Consider the following 14,982-nt stretch of genomic DNA (forward strand, 5'->3'; position numbering starts at 1 on the left):
CGGGAGGCGAATTCTACAGCGTTACACGCTGCTGTCAACACCTCTTTTTCTCCGCTTTCGACCGAGAAGATCGAACCGTTGAAAGCGCCAGACAAACCGGCATTTCCAACTCCTCCCAGGCTTCGATGAACTGAAGCGACCCGCCTTCGAAACCTACTTAACTCATTGAATCTCAAGGAGTTTTCCGTTTCGACTGCGCCGGAATTGGGGCGAATTATAGAGACTCAGAATCTGCCGTCAACCCTTAATTTCGCTTTTCCTGAAAAACCTGCTTTTTACCCATCAAACGCGGGATCCGGCGGGTCAAAGGAGGAATACGCAACGCCAAAAGGAAAACACCTATAAAGGCATAGATTGCCCACTCCTTAAGATCAGCACGGACAATCCACAACATATGCAGCAATCCCAACCCGAGAATCACATACACCAGCCGGTGCAATTTCTTCCAGCGGGTACCTAAACGACGCTGACTGTATCGGTTGGAGGTAATCGCCAATGCCAACAACCCCAGAAAACCCAGAGCCCCCACAATGATGTAAGGACGCTTGCGCAGCTCGACACCCAGTTGCGACCAGTCGAAACCGAGAATGAACGCCATATAGCTGCAAAGATGCAGAACCACATAGGCAAAACACCAGAGCCCCAACTGACGGCGCACAGCAATCCACCCGGCCCACCCCGTAAGTTTCTGCAGCGGGGTCATACTCAGGGTGATCAACAGCAATACCAATGTCCCAAGCCCCAGCCGATCAACCAGAACCTTCCCCGGATCTGGCCCAAGCAGATCCGCAAAAGCCTGATAGAACCACAACAGCGGCCAGATCGCCGCAGCCAGGAAAACGCCTACACGCCAGATCGGATATCGCATCAGTAGTTCTTCCGCAGATCCAGCCCTGTATATAAAGAAGCGACCTCATCCGAGTAGCCGTTGAACATCTGCGTATCACGCACATTCGGCTTGAACAGACTGTTAGGCAATCGCCGCTCCCGCGCCTGAGTCCAACGTGGGTGGTCGACAGTAGGGTTCACATTCGCATAGAACCCGTACTCATCCGCCGCAATGCTCTGCCACGTCGTCTTCGGCTGCTCGCTGACCAGACTGATCCGCACGATGGATTTGACGCTCTTGAATCCGTACTTCCAAGGCACCACCAGACGCAACGGCGCACCGTTCTGGTTTGGCAATTCGCGGCCATACATACCCACCGCCAGAATCGCCAAGGGATTCATCGCCTCATCCAGACGCAAGCCTTCTACATAGGGCCAGTCGATCAGGGCGAATCCCGAACGCTGTCCGGGCATGCTCTTCGGATCCTGTAAGGTTTCGAAGCGAATGTATTTGGCATTCGAAGTAGGTTCTACCTGCTTCAACAGTGCCGAAATGGGAAAACCGATCCAGGGAATCACCATCGACCACGCCTCGACACAGCGCAGGCGATAAATACGCTCTTCCAGCTGGTAAGGCTTCATGAAGTCTTCCAGAGCATAACGCCCCGGTTTACCCACCTCCCCGTCCACGACAACACTCCACGGTTCGGTTTTCAACGAACCGGCATTGGCTGCCGGGTCACCTTTGTCGGTACCGAACTCATAGAAGTTGTTGTAATGGGTCGCGTCCTTGAAAGGTGTAATCGCCTCATCCTTCACGTTCACCGCGCCCCATTTGACAGAGGGCAACTTCTCGGCAAACCAGGCGGGCGCCTTTCCGGCTTCGACATCGGCATAGCGGGCAGCCTCTTCGGCACTGGCCCAGCGCGGCAAAGTGCTCATGGCCAAACCGGCCGCGGTTGCTCCGAGCAATTGACGGCGAGAGAGATAAATGGATTCAGGCGTGACGTCCGACTCATGGCAGTCGGACGCTTTGGGGACTTTGATCAGCATGGCAACTCCGCAGCTTTGGAGGACAGATGCACCATAGACTGCGGAGTATGAGGGAAATTACATCACTCGGCGTGTTTGTGACGACGAAGATGCAACAGATACTGCACCGGGCCCGACGCGGCATAAGCGAGGAACACCAGCAGCAGAATGCGAGGCGGATCGCTGAACACCACGGCAAACACCAGCACCACCGCCAGAATCGCCACGAAAGGCACGCGCCCCTTCAGATCCAGCTCCTTGAAGCTGTTGTATTTGATGTTACTGACCATCAGCATGCCGGCGGCCGCTACCATCAGCGCGACCAGGAACGACATCTTCGAACCCTGGATCCCGTAATCGCTGAACGCCCAGACAATCCCCGCAACAACGCCGGCAGCAGCCGGGCTGGCAAGACCGATGAAGTAGCGCTTGTCGGCGGTCCCCACCTGAGTGTTGAAACGCGCCAGACGCAACGCCGCACCCGCCACATAGATGAAGGCAACCATCCAGCCGACCTTGCCCATGTCACCCAGTGCCCAGCCGAAAGCCAGAAGCGCCGGCGCGACACCGAAGGCAACCATGTCCGACAACGAGTCGTACTCGGCACCGAACGCACTTTGGGTATTGGTCATGCGTGCCACGCGACCATCAAGGCCGTCAAGCACCATGGCGACGAAAATCGCGATGGCGGCAAAGGCGAAATACTTGCTCGCATTCGCCGCGTCCCCGGCACTCAAGGCAGCCTGGGCACTCATCGAGTTGATGATGGAATAAAACCCCGCGAACAGATTCGCAGTGGTGAACAGATTCGGCAGAAGATAGATACCACGATGCCGGACTTTACGACCTTCTGCGTCATGCCCTTCTTCGATGTGCTCATCGATGGGCAGCAGGCTTTCGGCGTCGGAAGCCTGGTTCGGCTCTTCGGGACGTTCGCTCATGGACAGTACCTTGCAACGGATTGGACATTTTCGACAGGTGTCTGGGACGACGGTTCGGCCACAAACGATGCAGCTTTATACCAGAAGCGCCCGCCCATACGAAAAAACGCGGCCGAGGCCGCGTTTTTTTTCATACAAGGTTCGACGACTTAGTTTTTGGCTTTGTCGACGATCTTGTTGGCACCGATCCACGGCATCATGGAGCGCAGTTGCTCGCCGATGATTTCGATACCGTGAGCGGCGTTGTTACGACGCTTGGCGGTCATCGAAGGGTAGCCGGTTGCGCCTTCGCTGATGAACATTTTGGCGTATTCGCCGTCCTGAATACGTTTCAGGGCGTTGCGCATGGCCTGACGGGATTCGGCGTTGATCACTTCCGGACCGGTCACGTACTCGCCGTACTCAGCGTTGTTGGAGATCGAGTAGTTCATGTTGGCGATACCGCCTTCGTACATGAGGTCAACGATCAGTTTCAGTTCGTGCAGGCACTCGAAGTAGGCCATTTCCGGCGCGTAGCCAGCTTCAACCAGGGTTTCGAAACCGGCTTTTACCAGCTCGACGGTACCGCCGCACAGAACGGCTTGTTCGCCGAACAGATCGGTTTCGGTCTCGTCCTTGAAGGTGGTTTCGATGATGCCGGTACGACCGCCACCCACGCCGGCGGCGTAGGACAGTGCAACGTTCTTGGCATTGCCCGAAGCGTCCTGGTAGATCGCGATCAGGTCAGGGATACCGCCGCCTTTCACGAACTCGGAACGTACGGTGTGGCCCGGTGCTTTCGGCGCGATCATGATCACGTCGAGGTCGGCACGTGGAACAACCTGGTTGTAGTGAATCGCGAAACCGTGGGAGAAGGCCAGGGTGGCGCCTTTCTTGATGTTCGGCTCGATTTCGTTCTTGTACAGCTGGGACTGGAACTCGTCCGGGGTCAGGATCATGACCAGGTCGGCGCCGGCAACAGCGGCAGCCACGTCGGTCACTTTCAGGCCGTGGGCTTCAGCCTTGGCAACGGTGGCCGAACCTTTACGCAGACCGACGGTAACGTCGACACCGGAATCTTTCAGGTTGCACGCCTGGGCGTGGCCTTGGGAGCCGTAACCGATGATGGCAACTTTCTTGCCCTGGATGATCGACAGGTCGCAGTCTTTATCGTAGAAAACTTTCATGAATTTCCCCTTTATATCCAGGCCGTTCAGGCCATTCGCTAATTTGGTTTAGATGCTGAGTACTTTGTCGCCGCGGGCAATACCGGTGACGCCACTGCGGACGGTCTCCAGAATCGATGCGGTGCCGATGGACTGAATGAAGCTGTCGAGCTTGTCGCTGGTACCGGTCAGTTGAACGGTATAAACGCTGGCGCTGACGTCGACGATCTGTCCACGGTAAATATCGGTGGTGCGTTTGATCTCGGCGCGCTGGGCGCCAGTGGCCTTGACCTTGACCAGCATCAGTTCACGCTCGATGTGAGCGCTTTCCGACAGGTCCACCAGCTTGACCACTTCGATCAGCTTGTTCAGGTTTTTGGTGATCTGCTCGATGACTTCATCGTGGCCGACTGTGGTCAGCGTCAGACGCGACAGGGTCGGGTCTTCGGTTGGCGCCACAGTCAGGCTTTCGATGTTGTAGTTGCGCTGCGAGAACAGGCCGACTACGCGAGACAAAGCACCGGGTTCGTTTTCCAGAAGCAAGGAAATAATGTGCCGCATGATTAGGTACGCTCCGTCTTGCTCAGCCACATATCGCGCATGGAGCCGTCTTTGATCTGCATCGGATAGACGTGCTCGCTGGTGTCGACCGAAATGTCGATCACCACCAGGCGATCTTTCATGGCGAACGCCTCTTCCATCTTCGACTTCAAATCTTTCGATTCGGTGATGCGCACGCCGACGTGGCCATAGGCCTCGGCCAGCTTGACGAAGTCAGGCAAGGATTCCATGTAGGAGTGCGAGTGACGGCTGCCGTAACTCATGTCCTGCCACTGACGAACCATGCCCAGAACACCGTTGTTCAGGATGACGATCTTGACCGGCAAACCGTATTGCAGGCAGGTCGACAATTCCTGGATGTTCATCTGGATACTGCCTTCACCGGTGACACACGCAACATCGGTGTCAGGGAAGCTCAGCGCGATACCCATCGCGGCCGGCAGACCGAAGCCCATCGTGCCCAGGCCACCGGAGTTGATCCAGCGGTTCGGCTTGTTGAACTTGTAGTACTGCGCAGCAAACATCTGATGCTGGCCCACGTCGGAGGTCACAAAGGCGTCGCCCTTGGTCACTTCGCACAGGGTTTCGATCACGGTCTGCGGCTTGATCTTGCTGCCGTCGCCCTTGTCGTAAGGGAACAGGCCGCGATCACCGCGCCATTCATCAACCTGCTTCCACCAGCTGGCAACGGCTTCCTTGTTCGGGGTTTCGCCGATTTCCTTGAGGATCGCGACCATTTCGGTCAGGACGCTCTCCACCGGACCAACGATTGGCACGTCGGCCTTGATGGTCTTGGAAATCGAAGCCGGGTCGATGTCGATGTGAATGATCTTGGCGTTCGGGCAGAACTTCGGCGCGCCGTTGATCACTCGATCGTCGAAACGCGCGCCGACCGCCAGGATCACGTCGGCATGGTGCATCGCCAGGTTCGCGGTGTAGCTGCCGTGCATGCCGAGCATGCCGATGAACTGACGGTCAGTGCCAGGGTAGCCACCCAGGCCCATCAAGGTGTTGGTAACCGGCAGGTTGAGCATTTGCGCCAGCTCGGTCAGCGGCGCGGAGCCGTTGCCGAGGATTACGCCACCGCCGGAGTACAGCACGGGACGCTTGGCCGCCAGGAGCATTTCTGCCGCCTTGCGGATTTGCCCGGAGTGACCGCGAACGGCCGGGCTGTAGGAACGCAGTTTGGCTTTCTTCGGGAAGATGTATTCGAACTTCTCGGCCGGGTTGGTCATGTCTTTCGGGATATCGACCACGACCGGGCCCGGACGACCGGATTGCGCCAGGTAGAAGGCCTTCTTCATGACTTCCGGAATTTCCGAAGCGTGCTTGATCATGAAGCTGTGCTTCACGATCGGCCGGGAGATACCGATCATGTCGGTTTCCTGGAACGCGTCGGTGCCGACCATGGTGCTTGGCACCTGACCGGAAATGATCACCATTGGAATCGAGTCCATATAGGCAGTGGCGATACCGGTGATGGCGTTTGTGGCGCCTGGACCGGAAGTCACCAATACCACGCCGGCTTTACCGGTGGCACGGGCGTAGCCGTCAGCCATATGGGTAGCCGCTTGTTCGTGACGAACCAGGATGTGGGTCACTTCCGGTTCTTTGAACAGGGCATCGTAAACATGAAGGAGAGCACCACCCGGGTACCCGTAGATATATTTGACGCCTTCGTCACGCAAAAAGCGGACGAGCATCTCACCGCCAGATAAAAGCTCCACGTTGTTCACCTCTAAAACGCCAGAATACCGTCCACAAAAAAGCGAACGGGTCTTAATAGGTTTACTTCTCGGCAGAGCATGAGCGACGGTGGTCGCCGACTACGTCAGCACTGACTGAGCAAGTATTGGGATCGTCCCAAGTGTTGCGGGCCTTTCCCACCCAGCGCGAGGTAACGCGTTGCGGGTGTAACAGGTCGACGCGGATATGCGCCTCATGATCTGCCGAGAGGGTCTGCTTCTGGCAGTCCCTGTACAGCGGACTTTGGATTCTTCTGTTTCGCCCTCTCCAAGTCAAGCCGTCTATGTGCTTAATTGTGGGTAAGCACATGAGAACGCAAGAAAAAACCTGGAAACCGCTACTCTGTTAGCTTCAATTGCGCAGTTTTGCCAAGGAATCAGCATGCGAACGCTTCTATTAACTCTGCTAATCGGCGCCAGCCCATGGTGTATGGCCGGTGAGATCTACAAATGGGTCGATGCCCAAGGCGTCACCCATTTTGATCAACAGCCACCACAAGGGCAGTCATCCACCGCCGTGAAGACGCCCTCATCTCCAGCACCAATACCTGCCGCATTACCTGGCAGCGGCGCGCTGGGCGATCAGAAAGCCATCGATGACAAGGTAAAAAAGCAAGTGGCCGAGCAACAGAATCAGCTCAAGGCATTTTGCGAACAGGCACGCACGAATCTCGCGCAACTGCAGAACAATCCGCGCTTGAGGGAGGAAGTGGAGGGAGAATTGCGGCGGCTGAGCGACGAACAGCGACAGCAACGTACTGCGGAGGCACAAAAACAGATTGCGGAAAACTGCCAGTAACCACTGGCAGTTTTCGGTTCAGCGCGAAGCGGTGATCAGCAGATCGAACTCTTTGAGCAATACCTGAAGCTGCCGATCCTTGCCCTGCAGATTGCGCTGGGCAAAAACCATCTCGGCCATTTCCTGAATGCCCGAGGCATTGGGCAATGGCAGATCCTGTTCGAGGATCATCTTCATCCGCGGCAGGAAGATCCATTGCAGCCACTGCTCGAAATCGAGGGTGTCGACCGAAAACGGCTCGACACTGCTCAGGGCTTCGACCGAGGGCTGGACGTCATCCCACCAGCCCTGGGCGCGCAGTTCACGCTCGATCAACAGCAGTTGATCGGCGACTTTGGAGAAACGACTGTCCATCACAGCGAAACCTTGGCCTTCTGACGGGCCAGAGTGGCGCCGGCGGAATCACCTTGCTTCTCACGTGCCTGAGCGATCAATTCCCACAGACTGGCCTGCAAGTCCGGACGACCATTGGCCATGGTCAACGCACGGCGAGCGGTCTGCTCGGCTTGCGGCGCATCGCCCTGGGCCATACGTACCTGCGCCAGACGGTAAAGCACTTGCGGCTCGCGCGGCGCTACACGCTGGGCGCGCTCCAGGCTGGAGGACGCGCCGTTGAGGTCGCCACCGGCCTGCTGCTGTTGCGCAGTGCTCAACAACGCGAGAACCGGACCGTCCAGTTGTTCATCGGCAGACAGACCGCCGCCGCTGCTGGCCGAAGGAATGCCGCTCGGCGTCGAAGGCATACTGTAGCTGCCGGAGCTGATCGGCGCCGACTCGACCGCCGACGGGTTATACGGCCCCGGCGTGATGCCGCCGGATGCCGGGCCCGGAACGATCGGCGAAGAGCTGATCGGTGCCGAAGCCGCTGCGCCGCCCGGCACCATCACTACCACACCGGTATCGCCTTGCGGGATCGCCTGAGTCTGGGCCTGTGCAGGACGTTTCACCGTCGTTTGACGGAAACCGCCATTGGCCGAAATACGCTCGCTGTTGGACACGGCGGTGCCGGAATCCACAACCGGGATCGAACCACGCTGTACGGTGGAGCAGCCGCTGAGCAAAGCCACGGCGGTCACCGCTGGAATCAACCACTTGTTCACTTGAAACCCTCTTTGCTTAATTCATCCAGCCCTTGACCCAATCCATCACCGACTCGCCCGATGCCGGGCTTTCGCCCGCGCAGGAGGCGCCGGGTGGCGGTTCGCTGCCGCGAATATACGGCATCTGCACGGCGCCCGGACAGTTGGCATCGGAGCCCTGGCCGGTACGCGAATCGACCCAGGCCTGCACCACGTTGTCCGGCTGCGGCATGTCCAGCGGCAGCGGATCGGCCTTGCGCATGAAACTGGTCCAGACCTGCAACGCACCGGTGGCCCCGGTGAACGGCGTCTTGCCGTTGTCGTCACGGCCGAGCCAGACCACCGCCAGCAGATCCTGGCTGAAACCGGCGAACCAGCTGTCGCGCGAATCGTTACTGGTACCGGTCTTGCCCGCCAGTGTCAGGGTTCTTGGCAACACGTTATAAACCGAACTGCCGGTACCTTCACGCATGACCCGCTGCATGGCGTTCTGGATCAGGTAGATAGAGGCCGGATCGAAACGCTGCTCGATCTGAAACGGATAACGCTTGAGCGGCTCGCCATCGGCAGTCAGCACGCTGCGGATCCCGCGCATCGGCGTATTGAAGCCACCGTTGGCCAGGGTCTGGTACATGGTCGCGACTTCGATCGGGGTCATGCCGCCAGCACCGAGCAGCATCGACGGGAACGCCGGAAACTCTCGGGTCACGCCCAGGCGGCCCAACGTCTTGAGGACATTCGGAACGCCAACCGCCAGACCGAGACGCGAGGTCGAGAGGTTGTAGGAATGCGCCAGCCCCTGATATAGGAACACTGTGCCGTGGGAGCGACGATCATAGTTCTGCGGTTTCCAGACCTGTCCGTCTGCGCCTTTTATCGAAAGCGGGTCGTCCGACAGCCAACTGGTCAGCGTGTACTGGCTTGGTTTCTCCAGTGCCGTCAGATAAACCGCCGGTTTGATCAGCGAGCCGATCGGCCGCACCGCATCCAGCGCCCGGTTGAACCCGGCAAAACTCGCCTGACGGCTGCCGATCATGGCCTGGACCTCACCGGTTTCCGGGTTGGTTACGACCATCGCCGCTTCCACGTCGTCGGAACCTTTACGGCCGGACAGACGCTTGAAGGTGTCGTTGACCGACGCTTCGGCTTTCATCTGCAGGATCGGATCGAAACTGGTGAAGATCCGCAGGCCTTCTTCGGTCAAGTCTTCGTCGCGATAGTCTTCACGCAACTGGCGTTTGACCAGATCGATGAAGCCCGGGAACGAGCTGTCGGCCAGCTTGCCGCGTGTGGTCACGCCCAACGGCATTTTCTTCGCAGCGGCGACTTGTTCGGCAGAAGCGACGCCCTGCTGCTCCAGCACGTCGAGCACCAGATTGCGTCGTTCCAGCGCACGCTCCGGGTTGCGACGCGGGTTGTAATAGGACGGACCTTTGACCATGCCGACCAACAGCGCGACCTGATGCAGTTTCAGCTCGGACAAAGGCTGAGCGAAGAAGAACTGGCTCGCCAGACCGAAACCGTGCACCGCCCGCTGACCATCCTGACCGACAAAGACTTCGTTGAGGTACGCCTCAAGGATTTCCTTTTTGTCGTAATGCAGCTCGAGCAGCATCGCCATCATCGCTTCGGTGAGCTTGCGGGTCAGACTGCGTTCGTTGGTGAGGTAGAAGTTTTTGACCAGTTGCTGGGTCAGCGTACTGCCGCCCTGAGTCATCTTGCCGCCCGAGGTGTTGACCCAGACTGCACGGGCGATCGATTTCGGCGACACGCCCCAGTGGCTGTAGAAATCCCGGTCTTCCACGGCGACCAGGGTTTCCAGCAGATACGGCGGCACCTGATCGAGCTTGATCAGAATCCGGTCTTCAAGGTTTTTCGGGTAGATACCGCCGATCATCAGCGGCTCCAGGCGTACCACGGAGAGCTTCGAACCGTTGGTCGCCGAGAGTTCGGCCACGTAATCGCCGGAGAAACGCACGCGCACCGGCTGCGGTTTCTCGAGGCCTTCATAGAACTGGAAGCCACGGGTATTCAGATCAACCGTATTGCCATTGACCGCCGCCGCGCCGGGACCGTTGCTCACGGCTTCGCGGCGATAGCCCAGGGCATCGAGTTCGGTGAGGAAATCGTCCTTGCTCAGCTTTTGTCCGACGAACAGCTCGAGCGGGCGCGCGTAAACCTTGGCCGGGATGGTCCAGCGCTTGCCGGAGAACTTCTCCTGCACCACGGCATCGAGGTAAACGGCGAAGCCGGCCAGCACCACAAGGCCGACCAGACTGAGTTTAAGGGCCCAGCCCAACCATGGGCGCAGGCCCCGGGAAGCTGGTTTTTTAGGGGTACGGGGGGATCGAGTACGAGTCATGGCGGCGGATTATACGCACTTTATTCATACTCAACAGGAGCGCTCCGAGGTTTGCGTCGGGCTGGCGAGCGGCCATAATGAGCGCCTTGAATTTCTCCCAGTCTCTGAAGGATCGTCCGTGAGCCAGTCCCTGATCGCTGCCCTGCAAAACCCGGCCCTCTACCCGCATCCCGTCGAAGGGTTCCAGGTCATCGAAACCCATATCTCGTGGGTACTGCTCACCGGTCCCTACGCTTATAAAGTGAAGAAGCCGGTGAATTTCGGCTTCCTCGATTTCACCGGCCTTGATTCCCGTGAACACTTCTGCGGTGAAGAGCTGCGCCTGAACCAGCGCCTGACCGAAGATTTGTATCTGGAAGTGATTCCCGTAACCGGCAGTGCGGAAGCTCCGCAACTGGGCGGCGAAGGCCCGGCCATCGAATACTTGCTGAAAATGCGCCAGTTCCCGCAGAGCGGCCTGCTCAGCACCCTGCAAGCCAACGGCGAGCTGACCACCGCGCACGTCGACGCAATGGCCGAACAGATCGCCCGCTTCCACCTCAACGCGCCGAAAGTCCCGGCGGAACACGATGCCGGCACGCCTGAAAGCGTAATGGCGCCGGTGCGCCAGAACTTCGAACAGATCCTGCCGTTCCTCAGCGACAAGAACGATCTTCTGCAACTCGACGCCCTGCAAGCGTGGGCCGAAAGCAGCTTCGATCGCCTGAAAACGCTGTTCGCCCAGCGCAAGGCGGACGGCTTCACTCGCGAATGCCACGGTGACATTCACCTGGGCAACGCCACGCTGATCGACGGCAAAGTCGTGATCTTCGACTGCATCGAATTCAACGAACCGTTCCGTTTCACCGACGTCTGGGCCGACACCGGCTTCCTGGCAATGGACCTGGAAGACCGTGGCCTGAAATCCCTGGCCCGTCGCTTCATCAGCCAGTACCTGGAACTGACCGGCGACTACCAAGGCCTGGAAGTACTGAACTTCTACAAGGCTTACCGCGCCTTGGTACGTGCGAAAGTCGCACTGTTCAGCATGCCGGCCGATGCCACTCCGGTGCAGCGTGCCACCACCCTGCGCCAGTACCGCAACTACGCCAACCTGGCGGAAAGCTACAGCACCATTCCTTCGCGCTTCATGGCGATTACCCACGGCGTGTCCGCTGTAGGCAAAAGCCACGTGGCCATGCGTCTGGTCGAAGCACTGGGCGCGATCCGCCTGCGTTCCGATGTCGAGCGCAAGCGCCTGTTCGGTGAGCAAACCGTTGCCAATGATGTTCAGGCCGGGATCTACAGCACCGACGCCAGCACTGCAACCTATGCGCGTCTGCATGAAATTGCCGAAGTGATTTTGCACGCCGGTTTCCCGGTGGTGATCGATGCCACTTACCTCAAGCGCGAACAACGCGACAACGCCGCCAAAGTCGCTGAAGCCACTGGCACGCCTTTCCTGATCCTTGACTGCAACGCTCCGCAGGCAGTGATCGAGAGCTGGCTGGCGATTCGTCAGGCAGACAAAAAAGATCCGTCCGACGCGACCCTCGCCGTGATCGAAGCTCAACAAGCCAACCGCGAAGCCCTGACCCCGGAAGAAATTCTGCGCAGCAAACGCGTGCAGACCAATGAATCCGGGACCCTGGACACCGTCGTGGCGCAGATTCGCCAGCGCCTGCCCGGCCTGTAAGAAACTATTTCGGCCGTGAAGCCCTCGCTTGCTTCACGGCCGTCAAATAGTGGCACTATACTGGCGTCATAAAACCAACAGGTGATTTGACATGAGCCAGCCAAAACTACTCGACACCCCGCTTTATGCCTTGCTGCACAAAGACGACATCACAGGTTTCAACAATGAACGCCCGAAAGACGGTCCGATCGACATGGTTGGTGGTGATTTTCGCGGCCTGGACCTGCGTGAACTGAACGCCGATGGCGTGGATTTCCGGGACGCCTACTTCCGCTCCGCCGACCTGCGCGGCATCGACTTTCGCAACGCCTCGCTGGAAGGCGCGAGCCTGGCCCACGCGCAGATCTCCGGGGCCTACTTCCCGCCAGAGCTGAGTGCCGACGAAATCCTGATGTCGATGAATTTCGGTACGCGCCTGCGTTATCGCACCCGCTGAGCCTCGCACCACCCAAACTCGTCCAGCGCCCCCGCTTTGCGCTGGACTGCGTGCTATTGGTAATTCTCCCTCGCCCTCCCCATCCTGATTCATCAGCGGAAGCTGACGTTTCTTAGAAGCGTTTGCGTCGAATCCGACCAAACAACCACGCTTTTCCTACTGATGGCTACACTCCTGAGAAGCTCGCCCACTCACCATTCGGCCGTCGCAAGGAGGCTTGATGAATGATGAACTGCAACACCTGAAGAATCTTGGCAAGACGTCGGCGCAATGGCTGCATGCCGTGGGCATCCATAGCGCCTCGGACTTGCGTCGCCTCGGTGCGGTGGATGCCTACCGGGCCGTGCGCACTCGCGGGTTTCGGGCGTCGAAGGTGTTGTTGTACGCGATCGAAGGGGCGCTGATGGACGTGCACTGGAACGACATTCCCGCCGAACGCAAGGACGCGCTGAACAAGCAGCTGGAAGCCATTTCCTCTCGCCACAAGAACTAACGGGTACCGACCGTCATGTACCTGCTCGGGGAACAATCGGCCCAGGCCGATGCATTGATCAATCACTTGCAGAGCTTGCCTGCGCAATGGCTTGAAGGTCTGGCGCCGTGCGGGCCAGCGCTGGAACTGGAAGCAACGGATGATCTGTTGGCACCCTTGCCGGACGATCAGTTGTTCTTGCTCACGCAAGGTGTCATCACCGGCCGAGTCAGCGGTCGAGGCTTGTTCTACTGGCACGAGGGAGATTTGATCGGTCTGCAACAAGGGCCGGAATGGGCGGATTGCACGCTGTACTCAGACAACCCGTTGACATTACTGCCCTATCGCCGAAGTGATTTGTTTCAACATGTGTATGGCGAACCATCGCGCTCGGAGCAGTTTCTGCGCTACCTGCTCGGGCAAATGGCGCTGCTGGCCCACGCCGTTGCCGAGTTCAAGCCGCGCGAGTTTCGCAGCACCAACGGTTTCAAGCGGGTTGAAGCCGGAGACGTTCTGATTCGTGAGGGCGATGACGCCGACCATGTGTTCGTGATTATCGAAGGACACGCCGAAGCGTTTGTTAACGGGCACAAGGTAGGCGACGTGCCCAAGGATGAAATATTCGGTGCAATGGCTGTGTTCACGGGCGAGCCGCGCAACGCGACGGTCATAGCCCGGGAGGCAAGCACGGTAATGCTGATTCCCGGCGATCAGTTTCTGAGCATGACCCGCACCAATCCGAAAATCGCCCACAGCCTGATCGAAAGCATGGCGCGGCGTATCGACCAGCTCAACAAGCAGCTCACAGCCCAGACCTGACGCCCGTATTCACGGGGCGTTTACGCCATTGCCGGGACAAAACGAAAGAAATGAAAAAACAGCAGTTGACTTGGTAATGAGAATCGCTATGATTATCACAACTGATCGCGAGATCAGTCGATATTCTGAAAAGCCCTTGGTTCGGACTCTCAGATTATCTCCTCATCAGGCTAATCACGGTTATTTGACCCGGTTTTTACCGGGTCTTTTTTTGCCTGTGGAAAAGTCATTTCTTACTGAACTGTTTACGCATCTCGGCGCAATAATCCTGTTTCGGCGTGGCCGGTGTGTACCAGACATAATCAGCCATCGCCGCCGTGATCTGGCTGCCTTGCTCCGCCAGCATCAGCACCGTCGGCGCTTCGGGCGCGCCCAGATCCAGCGCATGCAACGGCACCCCCACATCCTTGCGCGCGTGATACGCACCCGCTAATAACAACGCAGGCGCGGGCGCCGCCAACAAACGCGAGGCCATGCGCCGATCCCGTTGTTGCTGAACGGCCAGCATCGCCGGCATTTGCGATGACGGCAGCATGCCGCAGTGAGAATCGCCGATCTGCTCCAACAGCGTCTCTTTCACAGATTTGGCGTTGCTGCGCTCACCGCTCAAAACCGGAGGATCACGATAGAACGCACGAATTTCGATGTTATCGAGATTGGCCGCCAGCACTGGCCAGGATTGTGTCAGGGCAAACCGAACAATCGGTCCGTAGAGATTCCAGTCCCAACCGTCCTGCCAGGCCAATGCTGCAGGAAGATCAGTGGGTGGCGTTGCGGCATGTCGCACATCATCAACCCGCGACTGTTGATCGGGCGTCAGCATTTCCAACAGGAGACTGCCTTGGGGTCGTGTTTCTTCGAGGTTCTGCAACAACCACAATTGAAGGGCATGGTGATCGGCGTTGTCATGCTGTTCGCCAATGATCAGCCGCGACGGTCTGCTCAGTTGCGTCAGTAATTGCTGCGCCGTCAGACGCTCGCCGCTGCGCAGATCACGGATCTCGCCCACGACCGGCGGCGCCGCAACATGCTGGCAACCTGTAAGCCACAACACCGCCAACAGCAGAATCCCGCGCATACCCTCACCT

General features: G+C 58.3%; 15 protein-coding genes. 5 read left to right on the plus strand and 10 right to left on the minus strand.

Annotated features, from left to right (window positions below; genetic code table 11):
- Positions 1-244 precede the first annotated feature (244 nt).
- From msrQ to C1X29_RS25070, 6 genes are all read right to left on the minus strand, one after another.
- Entirely contained in the window at positions 245-868 is a 624-nt protein-coding gene (gene msrQ, locus C1X29_RS25045) for a protein-methionine-sulfoxide reductase heme-binding subunit MsrQ (RefSeq protein ID WP_007959665.1), read from the minus strand.
- A complete protein-coding gene (msrP, locus tag C1X29_RS25050) occupies positions 868-1,881 on the minus strand; it encodes a protein-methionine-sulfoxide reductase catalytic subunit MsrP (protein WP_102718621.1) in 1,014 nt (337 codons plus the stop codon). The genes msrQ and msrP overlap by 1 nt, the downstream gene beginning before the upstream one ends.
- A 62-nt stretch (positions 1,882-1,943) precedes the next feature.
- Positions 1,944-2,801 carry a CDP-diacylglycerol--serine O-phosphatidyltransferase gene (gene pssA / locus C1X29_RS25055; RefSeq protein ID WP_039771608.1) on the minus strand — a complete coding sequence of 286 codons (858 nt, stop codon included), beginning with the start codon at positions 2,799-2,801 and terminating at the stop codon, positions 1,944-1,946.
- 149 nt (positions 2,802-2,950) lie between these two features.
- A complete protein-coding gene (gene ilvC, locus C1X29_RS25060) occupies positions 2,951-3,967 on the minus strand; it encodes a ketol-acid reductoisomerase (RefSeq protein ID WP_007959661.1) in 1,017 nt (338 codons plus the stop codon).
- A gap of 48 nt (positions 3,968-4,015) precedes the next feature.
- Positions 4,016-4,507: an acetolactate synthase small subunit gene (gene ilvN, locus C1X29_RS25065; protein WP_003176102.1), complete on the minus strand. Its 492-nt coding sequence runs from the start codon at positions 4,505-4,507 to the stop codon at positions 4,016-4,018.
- 2 nt (positions 4,508-4,509) lie between these two features.
- On the minus strand, positions 4,510-6,234 hold the full coding sequence (locus C1X29_RS25070) for an acetolactate synthase 3 large subunit (protein WP_085608788.1): 1,725 nt from the start codon (positions 6,232-6,234) through the stop codon (positions 4,510-4,512).
- 400 nt (positions 6,235-6,634) lie between these two features.
- Here C1X29_RS25070 and C1X29_RS25075 point away from each other — a divergent pair, with 400 nt between their 5' ends.
- On the plus strand, positions 6,635-7,051 hold the full coding sequence (locus C1X29_RS25075) for a DUF4124 domain-containing protein (RefSeq protein ID WP_102718622.1): 417 nt from the start codon (positions 6,635-6,637) through the stop codon (positions 7,049-7,051).
- An 18-nt stretch (positions 7,052-7,069) separates the two neighbouring features.
- Here C1X29_RS25075 and C1X29_RS25080 read toward each other — a convergent pair whose 3' ends face one another.
- The 3 genes from C1X29_RS25080 to mrcB are packed head-to-tail and all read right to left on the minus strand — an operon-like array spanning position 7,070 to position 10,492.
- Entirely contained in the window at positions 7,070-7,405 is a 336-nt protein-coding gene (locus tag C1X29_RS25080; RefSeq protein WP_064599443.1) for a YqcC family protein, read from the minus strand.
- The gene (locus tag C1X29_RS25085; RefSeq protein WP_007959642.1) at positions 7,405-8,151 is read right to left on the minus strand and encodes a hypothetical protein; all 747 of its coding nucleotides are present in this window, start codon (positions 8,149-8,151) and stop codon (positions 7,405-7,407) included. Before C1X29_RS25085 ends, C1X29_RS25080 begins: the two co-directional genes overlap by 1 nt.
- A gap of 16 nt (positions 8,152-8,167) precedes the next feature.
- Complete coding sequence (gene mrcB, locus C1X29_RS25090) at positions 8,168-10,492, minus strand: penicillin-binding protein 1B (RefSeq protein ID WP_102686292.1); 2,325 nt, start codon at positions 10,490-10,492, stop codon at positions 8,168-8,170.
- Positions 10,493-10,610: 118 nt separating this feature from the next.
- Here mrcB and C1X29_RS25095 point away from each other — a divergent pair, with 118 nt between their 5' ends.
- From C1X29_RS25095 to C1X29_RS25110, 4 genes are all read left to right on the plus strand, one after another.
- Positions 10,611-12,167 (plus strand): bifunctional aminoglycoside phosphotransferase/ATP-binding protein, encoded by a 1,557-nt coding sequence (locus C1X29_RS25095; RefSeq protein WP_102718623.1) that lies wholly within the window; start codon positions 10,611-10,613, stop codon positions 12,165-12,167.
- Positions 12,168-12,258: 91 nt separating this feature from the next.
- Positions 12,259-12,603: a pentapeptide repeat-containing protein gene (locus tag C1X29_RS25100; RefSeq protein WP_007959639.1), complete on the plus strand. Its 345-nt coding sequence runs from the start codon at positions 12,259-12,261 to the stop codon at positions 12,601-12,603.
- Positions 12,604-12,823: 220 nt separating this feature from the next.
- A complete protein-coding gene (locus tag C1X29_RS25105; protein WP_003228231.1) occupies positions 12,824-13,096 on the plus strand; it encodes a TfoX/Sxy family protein in 273 nt (90 codons plus the stop codon).
- 15 nt (positions 13,097-13,111) lie between these two features.
- Complete coding sequence (locus tag C1X29_RS25110; protein WP_102718624.1) at positions 13,112-13,894, plus strand: Crp/Fnr family transcriptional regulator; 783 nt, start codon at positions 13,112-13,114, stop codon at positions 13,892-13,894.
- A 226-nt stretch (positions 13,895-14,120) separates the two neighbouring features.
- Here C1X29_RS25110 and C1X29_RS25115 read toward each other — a convergent pair whose 3' ends face one another.
- Positions 14,121-14,972: a ChaN family lipoprotein gene (locus tag C1X29_RS25115; protein ID WP_102718625.1), complete on the minus strand. Its 852-nt coding sequence runs from the start codon at positions 14,970-14,972 to the stop codon at positions 14,121-14,123.
- Positions 14,973-14,982: the final 10 nt, after the last annotated feature.

Source organism: Pseudomonas sp. GW456-12-10-14-LB2, from assembly GCF_002884345.1.
In the GTDB taxonomy this organism is placed as follows: domain Bacteria; phylum Pseudomonadota; class Gammaproteobacteria; order Pseudomonadales; family Pseudomonadaceae; genus Aquipseudomonas; species Aquipseudomonas paraglycinae.